This is a genomic window from Kytococcus sedentarius (assembly GCF_041937525.1).
Taxonomy (GTDB): Bacteria; Actinomycetota; Actinomycetes; order Actinomycetales; family Dermatophilaceae; genus Kytococcus; species Kytococcus sedentarius_A.
The window spans coordinates 1,289,392-1,307,467 of the sequence record NZ_CP169391.1 but is presented as its reverse complement, the minus strand read 5'-3'; the positions used below and the strand labels follow the sequence as shown (position 1 = coordinate 1,307,467).

Here is an 18,076-nt window from a genome sequence, read left to right as displayed (position 1 = left end):
CGTGGGAGACTGCCGGGCGTGAGCGCACCCATCCCCTTCGTCGGCCGCCTGGGCAAGATGTCCCGGCGCTTTGCGGCCGTGACGCTGTTCTTCCAGTCCTTCGCCGTGTTCTTCGGCGCCCTCACGGCCCGCGGACTCGCCCACGCGCAGGGCGACGAGCGAGCGACCACCTACCTGGTGGTCGGCTCGGCGCTGGCGGTCACCTGCCTGGTGACGATGGTGGTGCTCAAGCAGAGCTGGGGCGTCACCCTCGGGTGGGTGCTGCAGTTCCTCACGCTGGCTTCGGGCTTCGTGCAGCCGGCGATGTTCGCCGTGGGTGTGATCTTCCTCGCGATCTGGGTGGGGGCCCTGTACTGGGGCCGGCGGATGGACGAGCTGACGCGACAATTCGAGGCGCAGCACGGTGGGCGCCCCGACGGTGACCACCTCGACGGACACCGACGGGAGAGTGGTCGCTGATGGGTTGGCTCGAGGCCATCGTCCTGGGGCTGGTGCAGGGACTCACGGAGTTCCTGCCCATCTCCTCCAGTGCCCACCTCTCGGTGGTGGGCCGCTTCTTCGGCGGGAGCGACCCGGGCGCGGCGTTCACCGCCATCACCCAGCTGGGCACCGAGGCCGCGGTCCTCATCTACTTCCGCAAGGACATCGCCACCATCGTCACCAAGTGGTGCAAGGCGGTGGTCGGCAAGCTGCCCCACAACGACCCCGACGTGCGGATGGGGTGGCTGGTCATCATCGGCTCCATCCCCATCGGTGTGCTCGGTCTGCTGCTGCAGGACTTCATCGAGGGCCCGCTGCGCAACCTGTGGCTCACCGCCTCCATGCTGCTCTTCTTCGCCCTGGTCATCGCGCTGGCCGACCACCTGGCGGGCAAGCGCCCGCCGCAGGAGGTCAAGGAGCTCGACAGCCTCACCTGGGGCGACGGTCTGAAGTACGGCCTCTGGCAGGCGCTGGCCCTGATCCCCGGTGTCTCCCGCTCGGGCGGCACCATCGCCGGTGGTCTGTTCATGGGCTACTCGCGGGTGGCGGCGGCCCGCTACTCGTTCCTGCTGGCCATCCCCGCCGTGCTGGCCTCCGGGGGCATGCAGCTGCTGAAGATCGCCGACGACCCGGTGGAGCCGGCCTGGGGGCCCATCCTCGTGGCCACGGCCATCAGCTTCGCGGTGGGCTACGCGGTGATCGCCTGGCTGCTGCGCTACATCTCGAACAACAACTTCACCATCTTCGTGGTGTACCGCATCGGCCTGGCGCTGGTGCTCTTCGCCCTGCTGGGCACCGGCACGCTCTCGGCCACGGGCGCCTGACGGCCTCTGGTTAGGCTGGCCTCGTGACCACGAACGCAGCGCAGCAGAACGAGACCACGCAGCCCGAACGATCCCTGGTGCTGGTGAAGCCCGACGGTTACCGTCGCGGCCTCTCCGGTGAGGTGCTGGCCCGCATCGAGGCCAAGGGGTACCGCCTGGCGGCCCTGCAGGTGGTGCAGGCCACCCACGAGCAGCTGGCGGCCCACTACGAGGAGCACGAGGGCAAGCCCTTCTACGAGCCGCTCATGGAGTTCATGGCCAGCGGCCCGGTGGTGGCCGCGGTCATCGAGGGCCACGGCTGCATCACCGGCTTCCGCACCCTGGCCGGGGCCACCAACCCCACGGACGCGGCGCCCGGCTCCATCCGCGGCGACCTCGGCCGTGACTGGGGCCTGAAGGTGCAGCAGAACATCGTCCACGGGTCGGACTCGCCGGAGTCGGCGGCCCGTGAGATCGCCATCTGGTTCCCGCAGGGCGTCTGACCGTCCGGGAAGGACCCTGCAGGGGGTCGGCGGCCCGCGGGCTGCCGACCCCCTGCGTGGTGCTCCGGGGACCGATCAGGGACGGGACATACGATGCCCCTCATGACTTCACGTTGGCAGCGCCTGCGCGGGGGTGACCTGGCGATCGACCTGGGCACCTCCCGCACCCTGATCTGGCGCAAGGGTCGCGGTGTCGCGTTGGACGAGCCCTCGCTGCTCGCCGTGGAGGGCGGCACGGGCAAGGTGCTGGCTGCGGGTGAGCGGGCCCGCGGGCTGATCGGGCGCACCCCGGCGCACGTCCACATCATGCGACCGGTGCGCGACGGCGTGATCGTGGATGCGGACGTGGCCGAGTCCATGCTGCGCACCTTCATCGACCAGGTGCACTCCAGCTGGCTCAACCGTCCCCGGGTGGTCGTGGCAGCCCCCTCGCAGATCACCGCGGTGGAACGGCGCGCCCTCGAGGAGACGGTGCTGCGCTCCGGCGCGCGGGAGGTCTTCATCGTCGAGGAGGCGATGGTGGCCGCCATCGGCGCCGGTCTGCCGGTGAACGACGAGCGCGCCTCGATGGTGCTCGACCTCGGCGGGGGGACCGCCGACGGCGCGATCACGGCCCTGGGGGGCATCGTTCGCTCGGGTTCCGCCCGCGTGGGTGGCGACGACCTCGGGGAGTCCGTGCGTGACTGGTTGCGCACCGAGCACGACCTGCTGCTGGGGGAGCGCACCGCGGGCGACCTGGTGTCCACCATCGGCTCCGCCGTCCCGCTCGCCGAGGAGCTCACGGCCCGCGTGCACGGCCGCAACCTGCGGACGGGGCTGCCGGAGACCGTGGAGATCACGAGCTCTGCCGCACGCCAGGCGATGGCCGAGCCGCTGGCGGCCATCTCGGCCTTCGCCCGAAGCCTGGTGGACCAGTGCCCGCCGGACCTGACCGGGGACATCGTGGCGCGCGGGATCGTGCTCACCGGTGGGGTGGCCCAGCTGCGCGGCATCGACCGCCGCCTGTCCCGCGACCTGTCGATTCCCGTGGTGGTGGCCAAGGATCCCCAACGTGCCGTGATCAGGGGTGCGGGGCGGTGCATCGACGACCTGCGCCGGCTGCGCCGCATCGTCGTCGGGGAGCAGCGGTACTGATGGCGGACCGGATCCGGCCCCACGGGGGCAGCCAGCCCGTGCGGGGACGCCGCCGGGGCGACTCGCAGCGGCGCGTCCCGGTCGGCGTGGTGCGCCGCGAGGGGCTCACCGGCCGCCGCCTGGGCATGCAGCAGCGCGACCGCTCCGCTGAGCGCAAGGCATGGGTGGGACCCCTGCTGGCCGTCGCGGTCACGGTGGGCGCCGTGGGCGTCGACACCGTCGCCCCGGTGGTGCTGAACCCGGTGCGTGACGCCGCGGAGGTGGCCTTCGCCCCGTTGCAGCGCGCCATGGTGGTGCCCCCCACCGAGGAGCTGCAGGCCGTGGAGGCCGAGCGTGACCAGCTGGCCGACGCCCTGCACGCCGAGCGGGAGAAGCAGTCGCTGGACTCGGCTGCGGCCGGTCTGTTCGACTCGGAGGTCACCGCGGGGCGCGAGCTGGTGCCGGCCCGGGTGATCGGGTTCACCGCAGCGACGGCCACCTCACCGGACCGGCGGATCACGATCGACGTGGGCCGCCGCGACGGGGTGGAGACCGACCTGACCGTGGTCTCGAAGGACGGCCTGGTGGGCCGCGTCACCTCGGTGACGGACTGGACCAGTGAGGTGATGGTGCTGGGGGACCCGCAGCTGTCCACCGGGGTGCGCTCCGAGTCCGGCGCGATGGGGGTGCTCTCCTCCACGGCGCCGCCCGGCACCCCGCAGCGCACCGGCTCCGACCTCACCCTGCGTGCCTTCGAGGCCGGGACCTTCTCCGAGGGCGACGTGCTGACCACTCTCGGTGGGCCCTCCAGTCCGTTCGTGGACGGCGTGCCGGTGGGGGAGATCACCTCCGTGGACCCCGACCAGGGGCAGTTGCAGGAGACCGCGGTCGTGGAGCCCGAGGTGCAGGTCTCCACCCTCGAGGTGGTGGGGGTGCTGAGTGTCGCGGAGCGCGACGAGTCGCGGCAGACGGCCACCATCCCCTCGGGTGGCTCGGGAGGCTCGGACGACGAGTCGGGTGACTCCGGCGACGACCAGGACTCCGGTGACGATGCGTCCGGCGACGGCTCGGGCGAGTCCGGGGACGACGCATCCGGCGACGGCTCCTCCGGGGAGGACTCCGGCCCGCTGGACGGGAACCCGGACGACGACGAGTCCGTGCTGGTCACGCCCGACTCCACCGAGTCGGTGGCCACCGACGCCCCCAGCGACGCGGCCCAGCCCGACGCCGGAGGCGAGGAGGGTGGGGACCCGGCACCGCCGGCCCCCACGGAATCGCTGGTCCCTGATCCGACGGTCACCGAAGGGGGCGACTGATGCGCTTGATCATGGGTGTGATCCGGCTGGTGGCGATGGTGCTGCTGGCCGTCATCACCACCGGGCTGCTGCCGCGGGTGTCCTTCCCGGCGCCCGACCTGCTGCTGTTGGTGGTGCTTGCCGCGGCCCTGCTGCGGGGCGCCCGCTCGGGCCTCGTGTGGGGCCTGGTGGCCGGGTGGCTGGTGGACCTGGTGCCGCCGGGTGCGGGCATCGTCGGGGCCACCGCCCTCACCTATGGCGTGGTGGGCTGGGCCGCCGGCTCGTTCGCGGCCACCGTGCGCCGCTCGTGGCTGCTCACCTCCGTCACCGTCGCCGTGGCGGCGCTCGCGGTGCAGGGTGTGCGGTGGGTCATGGCCCTGGCCATGCAGAACCCCACCGGTGACACCTTCGACCCCTGGGCGTGGTTGCTCACGGCCCTGCTGGGTGTGGTCATCGTCCCCACCCTGATGCACCTGGAGAACGCAGCACTGACGAGGAACGCGACGTGAAGCAGATCCTGTCCACCGCCCGCCGCCGCACCATCGTCATGGCGGTGCTGGTGCTCGTTGCCGTCCTGGTGCTGGGCGGACGACTGGCGCAGATGCAGGTCCTCGAGCACGACCGGTACGCGAGCGCCTCGCAGACCACGAACACCCGCGAGATCACCCACCCGGCGACCCGGGGGCGCATCCTGGCCGCCGACGGCACGCCGTTCGTGCGCAACATCGCCCACTCCACGGTCACCATCGACCCGCAGGTCATGCGGGAGCAGGACGACGACGGTCGGAGCATCGTCGATGCGGTGGCGCGTGAGGTGGGGGCCGACCCGCAGACCCTGTGGGGCCGCACCCGCACCTGCGGGTCCAAGGACGCGCCCCGCCCGCCGCGCTGCAACAGCGGGGGCGCCTACCAGCCCATCACCCTGGCCGAGGAGGTGGACCCGGCCGAGCTGCTCCCGCTGCTCGAGCGCCCCGAGGACTACCCGGGCGTCAGCGTGGACGCGACCGCCGAGCGCGGCTGGCCCAAGCCGAACGACGCGCTGGCCGCACAGACACTGGGCTACCTGACGCGCGTCAGCGCCCAGGACATGGCGGGGCGCGACGACCTGCAGCCCACGGGCATGATCGGGCGCGACGGCCTGGAGGCCTTCTACGACAACGAGCTGCGGGGGACCAACGGTGTGACGACGGTGTCCGTCTCGCCCTCCGGACGCTTCCTGGAGGAGCTCAGCCACACCGAGGCCGTGGCCGGGCTGGACATCAAGACGCACCTGAACCCCGCCGTGCAGAAGGTGGCCGAGGACGCCATGGCCCAGGTGAGCCGGGCCGCCGCGTCCAAGAACGAGGCCACCGACCCGGAGGACAAGGGCCGCGCCAAGACCGGTGCCGCCCTGGTGATGGACGTGGAGAGCGGTGCCGTGGTGGCCGCAGCCAGCCTGCCGGGATACAACCCGGAGGTCTGGTCCGGGGGTGTGAACCCCGAGCAGCTCGAGACCCTCGTGGACAAGGACGAGGGCGTGCCGCTCACCAACAAGCTCATCTCCTCGGTGTTCCCGCCGGCCTCCACCTTCAAGGCGATCTCGTTGCCGGTGGCCTTCTCGCAGGGGCTCGATCCCGAGGAGGAGTACAGCTGCCCCGCCCGGGTCAAGGTCGGTGACCGCTACTTCCGGAACTTCGAGTCCAAGGCCCACGGTGACCTGACGCTGCAGGAGATCATGGAGGTCTCCTGCGACACCGCCTTCTACCGCTGGTCCTTCCGGACCTGGCGCGCCCTGGGTGGCATCAACGCCAAGGACGTGAGCGACCCCTACGTGGAGATGGCGAAGGGCTTCGGCCTGGGCTCCCGCACGGGGGTGGACCTGCCGCACGAGTCCGCCGGCCGCATCCCGGACCGCGAGTGGAAGCTCTCCTACTGGGAGTCCCTCAAGGAGGGGTACTGCGAGCGCGCCGAGACCGGCTACCCGGAGATCGAGGACGAGCAGACACGGGCCGAGCGGGAGGAGAGCGCGCAGGAGTTCTGCCTGCGTGGCTACCAGTACCGCGGTGGTGACGCGGTGAACTTCTCCATCGGCCAGGGTGACGTCTCGACCACGCCCCTGCAGATGGCTGTGGTGTACGCGGCGATCGCCAACGGCGGCAACGTCATCGAGCCGCGTGTGGCCGCGGAGGCGCTGGACGTGCAGGGCGAGGTGCAGAAGAAGTTCCCCACCACCGTGCGCCAGCGCGTCGGTTTCGATGAGGAGTCCATGCGCATCCTGCGCGAGGGCCTCGAGGGCGTGGTGACCCGTGGTACCGCCGCCTGGGCCTTCAGGGACTGGGACCACGAGCGCTACCCGTTGGCGGGCAAGACCGGCACGGCCGAGGTCGTGGGCGACCAGTCCACCTCCTGGTTCGTGAGCTACGACGCCGGCAAGGACTCCAAGTACGTGACGCTGGTGGTCCTCGGTGACTCCGGGACCGGCAGCGAGTACGCCGCGCCGGTGGCTCGCTCGCTGTGGAACACCATGGAGAGCGAGGGCCTGCTGGAGCCGCAGTCGCCCGACGACCCGATCTCGTCCCAGGACACCGCGGCCGACCTGAAGGCGGCGGCGGAGCGTGCCGAGAAGGCCGGGGCCGAGACGGTCACCGTCGAGGACGTCACCGAGGAGTCCCTGGTGGGTCCGGTGGACACCGAGTTCCAGCAGGAGGACGAGCCCAGCGACGACCCGAGCGACCCGTCGGCGGACCCCAGCGCCTCGGACGAGGCCCGCGACCCGTCCGATGACGCCAGCACCTCGGGGGACTGATAAGGTTCTCTCTTGCCGTTCGATCGGCCGCGGACGCCGAATGCCCCGGAGGACATGCCCGGGAGCGCCGCGCAACGACCCTGAGGAGTCACGCTTGACCACGCTGGATGCTGCCAAGAAGAAGTCCATCATCGAGGAGTACGCCACCACCGAGGGTGACACCGGGTCGCCCGAGGTGCAGGTTGCCCTGCTGACGCAGCGCATCAAGGACCTGACCGAGCACTCCCGCCAGCACAAGCACGACCACCACACCCGTCGTGGTCTCCTGCTGCTGGTGGGCCGCCGCAAGCGCCTGCTGCGCTACCTGGAGGCCACCGACATCGAGCGCTACCGTGCGCTGATCAAGAAGCTCGGCCTGCGCCGCTGAGAGACTTCCCTTGCCGAGAGCGGCCCCGGAACCGGGGCCGCTCTCGTCGCATGGGGACCCACGTCGACCCGGCCCGTTCGACGTGACCACCCACGGGGGTGCATGCTCACTGCATCGGACCGATGTCCGATCGGTGACCACCACCGACGGTGGGGCCACCCGGCCACAGCAGTTCGGGCCACCAGACGCACGGCACAACGACGATGCCCGTGCGCTCTCAACAGAAGGGAGGACCCGTGGAGGGTCCTGAGATCACGTCCGCCGAAGCCGTCATCGACAACGGCGCCTACGGCACCCGCACCATCCGGTTCGAGACCGGACGTCTGGCACAGCAGGCCGCTGGCTCTGTTGCCGCCTACCTCGTCGAGGACGACATCGACGACGCCACCATGGTCCTGTCGGCCACCACGGCCGGCAAGGAGCCCAAGGACCACTTCGACTTCTTCCCGCTGACGGTGGACGTCGAGGAGCGCATGTACGCCGCGGGCCGCATTCCCGGCTCGTTCTTCCGGCGCGAGGGTCGCCCCGGCACCGACGCCATCCTGACCTGCCGCCTCATCGACCGCCCGCTGCGCCCGACCTTCACCAAGGGTCTGCGCAACGAGGTCCAGGTCGTGGTGACCGTGCTCGCGCACCACCCCGACCACCAGTACGACGTGCTGGCCATCAACGCCGCCAGCGCTTCCACCCAGATCTCCGGCCTGCCGTTCTCCGGCCCCATCGGTGGCGTGCGCATCTCGCTCATCGACGGTCAGTGGGTGGCCTTCCCGAACTTCTCGGACATCCCCCGCTCCACCTTCGACATGGTGGTCGCCGGCCGGCTGACCGATGAGGGCGACGTCGCCATCATGATGGTCGAGGCCGAGTCCACCGAGTCCACCTGGACGCTGGTGAACGACGAGGGCAAGACCGCGCCCACCGAGGAGGTCGTGGCCCAGGGCCTCGAGGCCTCGAAGGTGTTCATCCGCGCCCTGTGCGAGGCGCAGTCCTCGCTCCACGCCGCCGCCGGCAAGGAGGTGCAGGAGTTCCCGACCTTCCTGGACTTCCAGGACGACGCCTACCAGGCCGTGGAGTCCGCCGTCTCGACGGAGACCGCCGAGGCGCTGACCATCGCGGGCAAGCAGGAGCGCGAGGGTCGTCTGGACGAGATCAAGGACCAGCTCAAGGCCGACCTCGCCGGTGACGAGGACTCGGGCAAGCCCTTCGCCGGGCGTTCCAAGGAGGTCTCCGCGGCCTTCAAGGCGCTGCAGAAGAAGCTCATCCGTGAGCGCATCCTGCGCGACGGCGTCCGCATCGACGGGCGTGGTCCGAAGGACATCCGCGCGCTGTCCGCCGAGGTGCAGGCGCTCCCGCGCGTGCACGGCTCGGCCATCTTCGAGCGTGGCGAGACCCAGATCATGGGTGTCACCACGCTGAACATGCTGCGCATGGAGCAGCAGCTGGACGGCCTGAACCCGGTCACCCGCAAGCGCTACATGCACAACTACAACTTCCCGCCCTACTCCACCGGTGAGACGGGTCGTGTGGGCTCCCCGAAGCGTCGCGAGATCGGTCACGGTGCGCTCGCCGAGCGCGCCATCATGCCGGTGCTGCCGAGCCGCGAGGAGTTCCCCTACGCCATCCGCCAGGTCTCCGAGGCGCTGGGCTCCAACGGCTCCACCTCGATGGGGTCGGTCTGCGCCTCCACGCTGTCGCTGCTGAACGCCGGCGTGCCGCTGAAGGCACCGGTGGCCGGCATCGCGATGGGCCTGGTCTCCGCGGAGGTCGACGGCGGCACCCAGTACCAGGCGCTGACCGACATCCTCGGCGCGGAGGACGCGTTCGGTGACATGGACTTCAAGGTGGCCGGCACGAAGGACTTCGTGACCGCCATCCAGCTGGACACCAAGCTCGACGGCATTCCCGCCGAGGAGCTGGCCAAGGCGCTGACCCAGGCCCGGGAGGCCCGCCTCCACATCCTGGACGTCATGTCGCAGGCGATCGACGCCCCCGACGAGATGAGCCCGAACGCCCCGCGCGTCATCGCGGTCAAGGTGCCGGTCGACAAGATCGGTGAGGTCATCGGCCCGAAGGGCAAGATGATCAACCAGATCCAGGAGGACACCGGCGCCGACATCTCCATCGAGGACGACGGCACCGTGTACATCGGCGCCACCGACGGCCCCTCGGCCGAGGCGGCCCGCTCGGCGATCAACGCCATCGCCAACCCGCAGATGCCGGAGATCGGCGAGCGCTTCCTGGGCACCGTGGTGAAGACCACGACCTTCGGTGCGTTCATCTCGCTGCTGCCGGGCAAGGACGGTCTGCTGCACATCTCCGAGATCCGCAAGCTCGTGGGCGGCAAGCGCATCGACGCTGTCGAGGACGTGCTCAACGTGGGCGACAAGGTCCAGGTGGAGCTCAAGGAGATCGACCAGCGCGGCAAGCTGTCGCTGGGTGCGGTCGTGGCCGAGGACGGCGAGGCCGCTGCCGCCGCGCCGCAGTCCGGCAAGATCGGTGGGGGCAGCCCCGCCGCCGACCGCGGGGACGCTGACGCGACCTCCGTGGAGGGCGACGCCGACCGCCCGGCGCCCGTGACCGTGGACAACTCCATCACCGACGACGATGCGCTGGAGGCCCAGGAGGCCACCCGGTCCGCGGCCGACGGTGAGGGCGACTCCGAGGACGGCGAGCGTCGCCGGCCGCGTCGCCGCCGGGGTGCCCGTGGTGGGCGCGCCCGCGGCGAGCGTGGCCAGTCCGAGGGCGAGGGTTCCGACGACTGACCGGCAGCCGGGCTCCGTGCCCGGCACCTGATGAGGGCCCCGATCGCAGCGGTGCGGTCGGGGCCCTCGCGTGTGCCCGGTGGCGGTGCTCCGTGGCGCCGTCGCGGACGGCCGTGCTCAGTGGCGCGTGACCAGCTCGGCGATGCCCTTGCAGGTCCGGGAGACGAAGGCCTCCAGCGGGCCACGGCGGCCCAGCCACCACAGGGGGAGCGCCACCCCCCACATCGCGACCAGGTGCACCAGGAACACCTCGATGCCGTAGTCGCCGGAGGCGTTGTAGTAGGTGCGCACCAGGATGTGGATGGTGTAGGCGGTCAGGCTGATCATGCCGATGGAGCCGATGACCCCCCACAGCGTGGTGGCGCGCGGCCACCAGGCCACCAGCAGCAGCCCCAGGCCGATGACGGTCAGCGAGGTGCCCAGCGTGTGCAGCAGGTCGAGCATGGTGGAGGCGTGCGGGTACATGGTGAACTGCCAGACCCAGTCGGCCGGCGCCTGGCCGTGCAGCCCGTGGCGGGCCTCGAGGTCGAGGGCACGGAAGTCCGCCACCGGGTCGCCGTGCCAGGTGTCCAGCATCCGCTGCTGCACGCTGGTCAGGGACGTGACGGCCCGGCTGAGCGCCCACGCGGCGGTGCCCAGCACGATGCCCCCGAGCGCGATCATGCGCGCCGTGGAGGTGCGGGAGAGCTCCAGGCGTCCCACGAACATGCCGGCCAGGAAGTACCCGAACCAGAAGACGATGGGGTAGTAGCCGGTGAGCACGAGGTTCTCGGTGGTGGCCATCCAGCCGCCGTGGTCCGGCAGGGTGTGGATGCTGCTGGCGGGGTCTGCGACCCACTCCCGCAGCGGGGCACCGGCCCATGGGGCCACCAGGCACCACCCCACCGCCCAGGCCAGCAGCGCGCGGGCCCGCAGGTGCACGAAGGGCACGGCGAGCAGGAACATCGCACCGTAGGCCGGCAGGATGACCGCGATGCCGGACTCCTGGGTGCCCAGGGCGAGTCCGAGCAGGTAGAGGAGCACCGCGCGCACGGCCAGGCTGATGCGCGCCGAGCGCAGTGCCTCCCCGGTGAGGGGGGTGTGGCGTCCGCTGACCAGGGCGATGGACAGGCCGGCCAGGACGGCGAACAGGGCCGAGGAGCGGCCGGTCACCACCCAGCCGAGGTCCCCCCAGGGGTCGTCGACGTAGCGGACGTTCAGGTGGGCCGCCACCATGCCCACGATCGCCACCGTGCGGGCGAGGTCGATGCCCCGCAGTCGGGAGGGCTGGGTGTCCGACGGGAGGGGTCGGGCATCGTCGACCCCGGGTGCTGCGATGACGGACATGGGGGTGAGTCTGTCAGGTCATCCCTCGGTGTTTGCTCGGTCACACCCGGTGGCGGATACTGGAGCCATGTACGGCAACGACTTCGCAGTCCCTGACGAGCCACTGAATGCCGCCGAGACGCCCGAGTACGAGGCGGCTCTGGAGGAACACGCTGCGGGAGAGATGGATCGCGGTGCGGAGTCCCACGCCTCGTTCGACGCCCTGATCGCCGCCGACCAGCGGATCGAGCCCCGTGACGACATGCCGCAGGAGTACCGCGACACCCTGATCCGGCAGATCGCCCAGCACGCGCACAGCGAGATCATCGGCATGCAGCCGGAGGGCAACTGGATCACCCGTGCGCCCAGCCTGCGCCGCAAGGCGATCCTCATGGCCAAGGTGCAGGACGAGGCCGGTCACGGGCTCTACCTGTACTCGGCCGCCGAGACCCTGGGCATGGACCGTGCGGAGATGCTGGACCGCCTGCACACCGGCAAGCAGAAGTACTCCTCGATCTTCAACTACCCGACGCTCACGTGGGCCGATGCGGGGGCCATCGGCTGGCTGGTGGACGGTGCCGCCATCATGAACCAGGTGCCGCTGTGCCGCTGCTCCTACGGCCCGTACGGCCGCGCCATGATCCGGGTGTGCAAGGAGGAGTCCTTCCACCAGCGGCAGGGCTTCGAGATCCTCTGGGCGCTCATGCAGGGCACGGACGCCCAGAAGGAGATGGCCCAGGACGCCGTGAACCGCACCTGGTGGCCGGCGCTGATGATGTTCGGCCCGCCCGACACCGGCGAGGCCGCCACCGCGGGGGGCCACACCGAGCAGTCGATGGCCTGGGGCATCAAGCGCTTCAGCAACGACGACCTGCGCCAGAAGTTCATCGACATGACGGTGCCGCAGGCCCAGAAGCTGGGGCTGACGCTGCCTGATGAGGACCTGCGCTGGAACGCCGAGCGCGGGCACTGGGACTTCGGCCCCATCGACTGGGACGAGTTCTGGCAGGTGGTGAAGGGCAACGGGCCCATGAACGCCCAGCGCATCGCCCACCGGGTGCGTGCACACGAGGAGGGGGCGTGGGTGCGCGAGGCCGCCACCGCGCACGCCGCCAAGCAGGCCGCGACGCAGGAGGTTGCAGCATGAGTGAGTCCAGCTGGCCCCTGTGGGAGGTCTTCGTCCGGCCCAAGCGGGGCCTGAACCACACGCACGTGGGGTCGCTGCACGCCCCCGACGCGGAGATGGCGCTGCGCAACGGCCGCGACGTGTACACGCGCCGCGGCGAGGGCGTGTCCGTCTGGGTGGTGCGCGCCGAGGACATCACGGCCAACAGCCCCGACGAGCGCGACAGCTTCTTCGACCCGGCGGCCGACAAGGTCTACCGCCACCCGACCTTCTACGACGTGCCCGAGGACGTGGAGTACCTGTGAGCGAGTCCCACCTGTCCACCGCCACCCCCGGGACGGCACCCAAGGAGCCGCAGCGCTTCGAGGCACAGGAGGGTGCCCCGGTGCCCACCTCGCCGGAGACGGTCGGTCGCGCCCCGGCGCCCTGGGACGCCGCGGGCGACCCCGCATCGATGAACGACGCCCAGCTGTCGGCCCGCTACCTGCTGGGCCTCTCCGACGACGCAATGGTGTACGCCCAGCGCCTGGGGGAGTGGATCAGCCGTGCCCCCCAGATCGAGGAGGACATGGCCCTGGGCAACGTGGCGCTCGACCTGGTGGGTCAGGCCCGCACCCTGTACACGCGGGTGGGGGAGCTGGATGCCGAGGTGCTGCCCGGTGTGCAGGAGCTCGCCGAGGACGACCTGGCCTACTTCCGTGAGGAGCGGCAGTTCCGCAACCACTGGCTGGTGGAGCAACCTCGCGGTGACTTCGCCCACGAGATGGCGCGCATGCTGTGGTTCGCCGCCTACCAGGTGGAGCTCTACTCCGCCCTGGTGCGCGTGGACGGGGCCGATGAGGTGGGGGTGGCCGCCGCCCGCAAGGCGCTCAAGGAGGTGGACTACCACCGCGACCACGCCGCGCAGTGGGTGATCCGCCTGGGCGACGGGACCGAGGAGTCCACGCGCCGCATGGCCGCGGCGCTGGCGACGGTGGAGCCCTTCGTCCGCGAGCTGTTCACCGACGACCCGGTGGCCACCGAGGCCGCCGCCCGGGGTCTGGGCGTCCTGCCGAGCACCCTCGCCGAGCCCGCGGAGTCGTTCGTGGCCGGCGTGCTGCGGCGTGCGGGGCTGGAGCGGCCGGAGCCGGGCCGGTGGAACGCCGGCGGTGGCCGCACCGGCACCCACTCCGAGCAGCTGGGCTACCTGTTGGCCGAGATGCAGTCCGTGGCCCGGGCCCACCCGGGCGCCTCGTGGTGACCGGCGGGCAGCAGACGGGCCGCGCCCCGGTCCGGGAGGTCGTCGCCGCCGTGGAGCAGATCCCGGACCCGGAGATCCCCGTCATCACGCTGGCCGACCTGGGTGTGCTGCGTGAGGTCACCCCGGACGAGGCCACCGGCAGCATCGCCGTGACCATGACCCCCACCTACTCGGGCTGTCCGGCCATGGAGGTGATGGAGGGCCAGGTGGCCCGCGCCATCGCCCTGCGCGGCTGGGAGCCGGTCGTGCGCCGCCAGCTGGACCCGCCGTGGACCACCGACTGGATGAGCGAGGCGGGCAAGGCGAAGCTGACGCGCTTCGGCATCGCGCCCCCGGGGCCCGCGGACGCGCCCCAGCGGTCCGGCGGCCCGGTGGGGCTGCAGCTGCAGGTGCGCCAGGTGGCCTGCCCGCACTGCGGCTCCGCCGCCACCGAGGAACTGGCCCGGTTCGGGTCCACCGCCTGCAAGGCCCTGCGTCGCTGCCTGGACTGTCGCGAGCCGTTCGACGAGTTCAAGCCCCTGTGAGAACCGGGCGCGGCACCCGCCGCCGCTCACCCCATCGACACCCCTGACGAGCACCTGGAGAGAGATGAGCCCCCTGAGCACCCCGACCCGGCGTCGTGCGACCTTCCACCCGCTGCGGGTGGCGGCGGTCGAGCGCCTGACCGAGGCCGCGGCGGCCATCACCTTCGAGGTCCCGGACGAGCTCGCCGAGGAGTTCACCTTCGAGCCCGGGCAGCACCTCACCCTGCGCGCCGACATCGATGGGGTGGACGTGCGGCGCTCGTACTCCATCTGCCTGCCGCGATCGCGGGCACTGCGTGACCGGCACGTGCGGGTGGCGGTCTCCAAGGTGCCGAACGGGGTGATGAGCAACTGGCTGGTGGAGAGCGTGCAGGCCGGTGACGAGCTGCAGGTGATGACGCCGATGGGCTCGTTCGTGAACCCGGCGGTGCCCGATGCGAAGCGTCACCACGTGGCCATCGCGGCGGGGTCGGGCATCACGCCGGTCATGTCGCTGCTGGGCACGCTGCTGGAGGAGGAGCCGCAGTCCACCGCCACGCTGGTGTTCGGCAACCGCCGCACGGACTCGATCATGTTCCTGGAGGAGCTGGCCGACTACAAGAACCAGTACCCGGGGCGTTTCCAGCTCATCAACGTGCTCTCCCGCGAGCCGCAGGACGTGGAGCTGTTCCACGGCCGGATCGACCGCGAGCGGCTGGAGCGGATCTTCGGCACCCTCATCGATCCCGACCAAGTGGACCACTGGTACCTGTGCGGCCCGTTCCAGATGGTGGAGACCACCCGGGAGCTGCTGGCCGAGCGCGGCGTGGACGAGCACGTGGTGCACCACGAGGTGTTCCACGTGGACGACGTCCCGCCGCAGGCGGCGCCGGAGCCGGTGGACACCGGGGCCGCGCCCGAGGCCGTGGTGACGGTGACCCTGGACGGTCGCCGCAGCGAGGTGGGCATGCCCAGCAAGGACGGCGAGACCATCCTGAACGCCACGCTGCGGGAGCGTCCGGACGCGCCGTTCTCCTGCACCGGTGGGGTGTGCGGCACCTGCCGGGCGAAGGTGCTGGGCGGCGAGGTGCGCATGGACCGCAACTACGCGCTCGAGCCCGATGAGGTGGAGGCCGGCTTCGTGCTGGCCTGCCAGAGCCACCCGGTGACCGACACCGCGGAGATCGACTTCGACGTCTGAGGTGGTCGGTGGTTGCGCCTAGGGCGTGTCTCCCAAATCCGCAGTCTGCGTCGGTAAGGGTGATCGCATGTCGCGGTTGCAGACGCTCTCGGACGCCGAGTGGGACTTGATCGAGGACTTCATGCCGTCTTCGGACGGGCGGCGGGGTCGTCGGTTCTCGGATCACCGGTTGGTGGTCGAGGGGATCATCTACCGCTACCGGACCGGCGTTGCGTGGCGGGACCTGCCTGCGGAGTTCGGTCCGTGGCAGACGGTGTGGAAGCGGCACCGCCGCTTCGCAGGCGACGGGACCTGGGACAAGGTCCTGACGGCCTTGTTGACCAGGGCAGACACCATGGGCGTGATCGATTGGGATGTTGCAGTCGATTCGACCATCGCGCGTGCCCACCAGCACGCGACGAACACCAGGCGCCTCGCGGGGGGCTCCATCGAATTACATGATGCAGATGCCCGAGCCGGTCGATCATGCGATCGGGCGATCGCGTGGCGGTCTGTCGACGAAGGTCCATCAGCTGTGCGACGGCAAGGGACGTCCCATGGTCATCGCCGTCGGGCCGGGGCAAGGCAGCGACTCGAAGATGTTCCCGCACCTGCTCGCTGCGGTTCGGGTCCCGCGCGACGGGGTGGGGCGGCCTCGCACCACCCCTGACGCGGTGTTGGCAGACAAGGCGTACTCCTCGCGAGTTCACCGCACCCTGCTGCGCAGTCGAGGGATCACGGCTGTGATCGCTGAACCTCGGGACCAGCAGTCGAACCGGAAACGCCGTGGTTCGCGTGGCGGACGCCCGCCGCTGACCGATCCAGGCAGGTACGTCAAGCGGCACGTCATCGAGAACAGCTTCGAGCGGTTCAAGCAGTGGCGCGGCCTGGCGACCAGATACGACAAGCTCGCCTCGACCTACCGCGCCGCTGTCCTGCTGCGGGCGATCCTTCTATGGCTCCCCGCCCTCACCGAGCGGCCGTGACCACGGGCGTGGTTTCACGCTCATGCCGATGAGCGGATCGTTCGGATGGGACTTGCCCTGTGTGCCAGTGTTGGCTTAGATCATCGTCATGGCTGCCGCCTCTTGCACCAGCGATCTGCTCATCACCGTCCCGCCCGAAACTGTGTGGGCGTTGGTTTGTGACCCGGCCCACCACCACCTCTTTGACGCCACCGGCATGGTTGTAGGTCTCTCCTCAGACACACCAAAAGCTGTGGGCGACGTGTTCACTATGGACATGGTTTGGCGAAGCGGTGACAACGTTGAAGCGTCCTGGGTTTCGTTCCGACCTACTTCCTCAAGGAGAATCGGATCATGCCCCAGAAGTACAGCCCCGAGTTCAAGGCTCGTGCCCTGAAGCTCATCGAGGAACGCGTCCGTGCCGAGCAGTGCTCTGGCTGGGTTGCCTGCACCGCCGTCGGCGAAGCTCTCGGCGGGATCTCACCCCACACGCTGCGGAACTGGTGGAAGCAGGACCGCATCGACCAGGGTGAGGCTCCAGGGTTGAGCACCGCTGAGGCCGAGGAGATCACCAAGCTGCGCAGGGAGAACCTCGAGCTGCGACGGGCGAACGAGATCTTGCGCAAGGCCTCGGCTTTTTTCGCAGCGGAGCTCGACCGCCCCACGACGAGATGATCAGGTTCGTCGACGAGCACCGCGACCAGTTCGGGGTCGAGGCCATCTGCCGCACCCTCGGCGCGACAAAGTGTGGGTTCATCACCTCTCGTGGCTACCGGGCCGCGAAGACCCGGCCCGCGTCCGCGCGGGCGCTGCGAGATGATCTCCTACTCAAGGAGATCCGGCGGGTCCACGCGCAGAACTACAGCGTGTACGGGGTGCGCAAGATGCACCACGCGATGGTCCGGGCGGGCTGGGACATCGGCCGGGACCAGACAGCCCGGCTCATGAAAACCGCTGGGCTCGAAGGCGTCCGCCGTGGCCGTAAGCCGATCACCACCCGGCCAGCAGCCGCGTCGGATGCCCGCCCCGACCTCGTGGAACGTCGCTTCGCCGCACAGAGGCCGAACCAGCTCTGGGTCGCTGACATTACCTACGTGCGGATCCCGACCGGGTTCTGCTACGTCGCGTTCATCACCGACGTGCACTCCCGAAAGATCGTGGGGTGGGCGGTCTCGTCCAGCCTCCACACCGCAGGGTTGCCATTGCTGGCCCTGGAGCACGCGCTGATGAGCACCGGCGCAAGCCGGGGCCACAAGGGCTTGATCCACCACAGCGACAGGGGCTCTCAATACGTCAGTCTGGCCTACTCCGACGCGCTCATCACAGCCGGGGTGAGCGCCTCGGTGGGCACCGTGGGCGACTCCTATGACAACGCCCTCGCCGAGACCGTGAACGGCCTCTACAAGGCTGAACTCATCCACTCCAAGCGGCTCTGGGAGTCGACCGAGGCGGTCGAGCTGGCCACCATGGGGTGGGTCCACTGGTGGAACACGCAGCGTCTCCACGAGGCCCTCGGCTACGCCACCCCGACCGAGGTCGAGGCGGCCTACACTCGTGGCCACGACGTAGCGCCCGTTGCGTCCTGACCTCGGAACGAAACCCAGGGCGCTTCAACGTCGAGCATTACCAGTCCGACAATCTCGTCACCA

At 70.4% G+C, this 18,076-nt stretch carries 17 protein-coding genes and 1 other annotated feature; of the genes, 16 read left to right on the top strand and 1 reads right to left on the bottom strand.

Annotation, left to right across the window (positions count from 1 at the left end):
- Window positions 1–18: 18 nt before the first annotated feature.
- The 9 genes from ACEY2A_RS06100 (at window position 19) to ACEY2A_RS06060 (ending at window position 10,108) form a co-directional block, all read left to right on the top strand.
- Window positions 19–459, top strand: a complete 441-nt coding sequence (locus ACEY2A_RS06100) for a DUF4233 domain-containing protein (RefSeq protein WP_374927715.1) — start codon at window positions 19–21, stop codon at window positions 457–459.
- Window positions 459–1,304, top strand: coding sequence for an undecaprenyl-diphosphate phosphatase (locus ACEY2A_RS06095; protein ID WP_374927714.1), 846 nt, complete (start codon window positions 459–461; stop codon window positions 1,302–1,304). Before ACEY2A_RS06100 ends, ACEY2A_RS06095 begins: the two co-directional genes overlap by 1 nt.
- Before the next feature lie 23 nt (window positions 1,305–1,327).
- Window positions 1,328–1,786 (top strand): nucleoside-diphosphate kinase, encoded by a 459-nt coding sequence (ndk, locus tag ACEY2A_RS06090; protein ID WP_374927713.1) that lies wholly within the window; start codon window positions 1,328–1,330, stop codon window positions 1,784–1,786.
- Window positions 1,787–1,888: 102 nt separating this feature from the next.
- Window positions 1,889–2,920 carry a rod shape-determining protein gene (locus ACEY2A_RS06085; RefSeq protein ID WP_374927712.1) on the top strand — a complete coding sequence of 344 codons (1,032 nt, stop codon included), beginning with the start codon at window positions 1,889–1,891 and terminating at the stop codon, window positions 2,918–2,920.
- Window positions 2,920–4,215 carry a rod shape-determining protein MreC gene (mreC, locus tag ACEY2A_RS06080; RefSeq protein WP_374927711.1) on the top strand — a complete coding sequence of 432 codons (1,296 nt, stop codon included), beginning with the start codon at window positions 2,920–2,922 and terminating at the stop codon, window positions 4,213–4,215. Before ACEY2A_RS06085 ends, mreC begins: the two co-directional genes overlap by 1 nt.
- The gene (gene mreD, locus ACEY2A_RS06075) at window positions 4,215–4,703 is read left to right on the top strand and encodes a rod shape-determining protein MreD (protein WP_374927710.1); all 489 of its coding nucleotides are present in this window, start codon (window positions 4,215–4,217) and stop codon (window positions 4,701–4,703) included. Before mreC ends, mreD begins: the two co-directional genes overlap by 1 nt.
- A complete protein-coding gene (gene mrdA, locus ACEY2A_RS06070) occupies window positions 4,700–6,979 on the top strand; it encodes a penicillin-binding protein 2 (RefSeq protein WP_374927709.1) in 2,280 nt (759 codons plus the stop codon). The genes mreD and mrdA overlap by 4 nt, the downstream gene beginning before the upstream one ends.
- A gap of 103 nt (window positions 6,980–7,082) precedes the next feature.
- Entirely contained in the window at window positions 7,083–7,346 is a 264-nt protein-coding gene (gene rpsO, locus ACEY2A_RS06065) for a 30S ribosomal protein S15 (RefSeq protein ID WP_374929978.1), read from the top strand.
- Between the two features lie 236 nt (window positions 7,347–7,582).
- On the top strand, window positions 7,583–10,108 hold the full coding sequence (locus ACEY2A_RS06060) for a polyribonucleotide nucleotidyltransferase (protein ID WP_374929952.1): 2,526 nt from the start codon (window positions 7,583–7,585) through the stop codon (window positions 10,106–10,108).
- Window positions 10,109–10,225: 117 nt separating this feature from the next.
- On the opposite strand, the gene ACEY2A_RS06055 is transcribed toward ACEY2A_RS06060, so the two are convergent.
- Entirely contained in the window at window positions 10,226–11,434 is a 1,209-nt protein-coding gene (locus ACEY2A_RS06055) for a heparan-alpha-glucosaminide N-acetyltransferase domain-containing protein (protein ID WP_374929951.1), read from the bottom strand.
- A gap of 67 nt (window positions 11,435–11,501) precedes the next feature.
- On the opposite strand from ACEY2A_RS06055, the gene paaA reads away from it, so the two are divergent.
- The 7 genes from paaA (at window position 11,502) to ACEY2A_RS06020 (ending at window position 18,013) form a co-directional block, all read left to right on the top strand.
- Window positions 11,502–12,560, top strand: a complete 1,059-nt coding sequence (gene paaA / locus ACEY2A_RS06050; RefSeq protein ID WP_374929950.1) for a 1,2-phenylacetyl-CoA epoxidase subunit PaaA — start codon at window positions 11,502–11,504, stop codon at window positions 12,558–12,560.
- Window positions 12,557–12,844, top strand: coding sequence for a 1,2-phenylacetyl-CoA epoxidase subunit PaaB (gene paaB / locus ACEY2A_RS06045; RefSeq protein WP_374929949.1), 288 nt, complete (start codon window positions 12,557–12,559; stop codon window positions 12,842–12,844). Before paaA ends, paaB begins: the two co-directional genes overlap by 4 nt.
- Entirely contained in the window at window positions 12,841–13,779 is a 939-nt protein-coding gene (paaC, locus tag ACEY2A_RS06040) for a 1,2-phenylacetyl-CoA epoxidase subunit PaaC (RefSeq protein WP_374929948.1), read from the top strand. Before paaB ends, paaC begins: the two co-directional genes overlap by 4 nt.
- Window positions 13,773–14,303, top strand: a complete 531-nt coding sequence (paaD, locus tag ACEY2A_RS06035; protein WP_374929947.1) for a 1,2-phenylacetyl-CoA epoxidase subunit PaaD — start codon at window positions 13,773–13,775, stop codon at window positions 14,301–14,303. The genes paaC and paaD overlap by 7 nt, the downstream gene beginning before the upstream one ends.
- Window positions 14,304–14,367: 64 nt before the next feature.
- A complete protein-coding gene (paaE, locus tag ACEY2A_RS06030) occupies window positions 14,368–15,483 on the top strand; it encodes a 1,2-phenylacetyl-CoA epoxidase subunit PaaE (RefSeq protein ID WP_374929946.1) in 1,116 nt (371 codons plus the stop codon).
- 67 nt (window positions 15,484–15,550) lie between these two features.
- Window positions 15,551–16,448, top strand: a protein-coding gene (locus ACEY2A_RS06025; RefSeq protein WP_102708706.1) for an IS5 family transposase whose coding sequence is annotated in 2 segments (ribosomal slippage) — window positions 15,551–15,901 and window positions 15,903–16,448 — 897 coding nt in all. Because the reading frame shifts where the segments join, the coding sequence is not laid out codon by codon here.
- Between the two features lie 333 nt (window positions 16,449–16,781).
- Window positions 16,782–18,013, top strand: a protein-coding gene (locus ACEY2A_RS06020) for an IS3 family transposase (protein WP_374928272.1) whose coding sequence is annotated in 2 segments (ribosomal slippage) — window positions 16,782–17,061 and window positions 17,061–18,013 — 1,233 coding nt in all. Because the reading frame shifts where the segments join, the coding sequence is not laid out codon by codon here.
- Window positions 17,060–17,162: a sequence feature (AL1L pseudoknot), on the top strand. It overlaps the preceding gene by 103 nt.
- Window positions 18,014–18,076: the final 63 nt, after the last annotated feature.

Bases quoted from the DNA above. Each gene is read 5' to 3' on its own strand.
- ACEY2A_RS06085 (WP_374927712.1), top strand. From the start codon at position 1,889: ATGACTTCACGTTGGCAGCGCCTGCGCGGGGGTGACCTGGCGATCGAC.
- ACEY2A_RS06055 (WP_374929951.1), bottom strand. From the start codon at position 11,434: ATGTCCGTCATCGCAGCACCCGGGGTCGACGATGCCCGACCCCTCCCG.
- paaB (WP_374929949.1), top strand. From the start codon at position 12,557: ATGAGTGAGTCCAGCTGGCCCCTGTGGGAGGTCTTCGTCCGGCCCAAG.
- mreD (WP_374927710.1), top strand. From the start codon at position 4,215: ATGCGCTTGATCATGGGTGTGATCCGGCTGGTGGCGATGGTGCTGCTG.
- mreC (WP_374927711.1), top strand. From the start codon at position 2,920: ATGGCGGACCGGATCCGGCCCCACGGGGGCAGCCAGCCCGTGCGGGGA.
- paaE (WP_374929946.1), top strand. From the start codon at position 14,368: ATGAGCCCCCTGAGCACCCCGACCCGGCGTCGTGCGACCTTCCACCCG.
- ACEY2A_RS06095 (WP_374927714.1), top strand. From the start codon at position 459: ATGGGTTGGCTCGAGGCCATCGTCCTGGGGCTGGTGCAGGGACTCACG.
- paaA (WP_374929950.1), top strand. From the start codon at position 11,502: ATGTACGGCAACGACTTCGCAGTCCCTGACGAGCCACTGAATGCCGCC.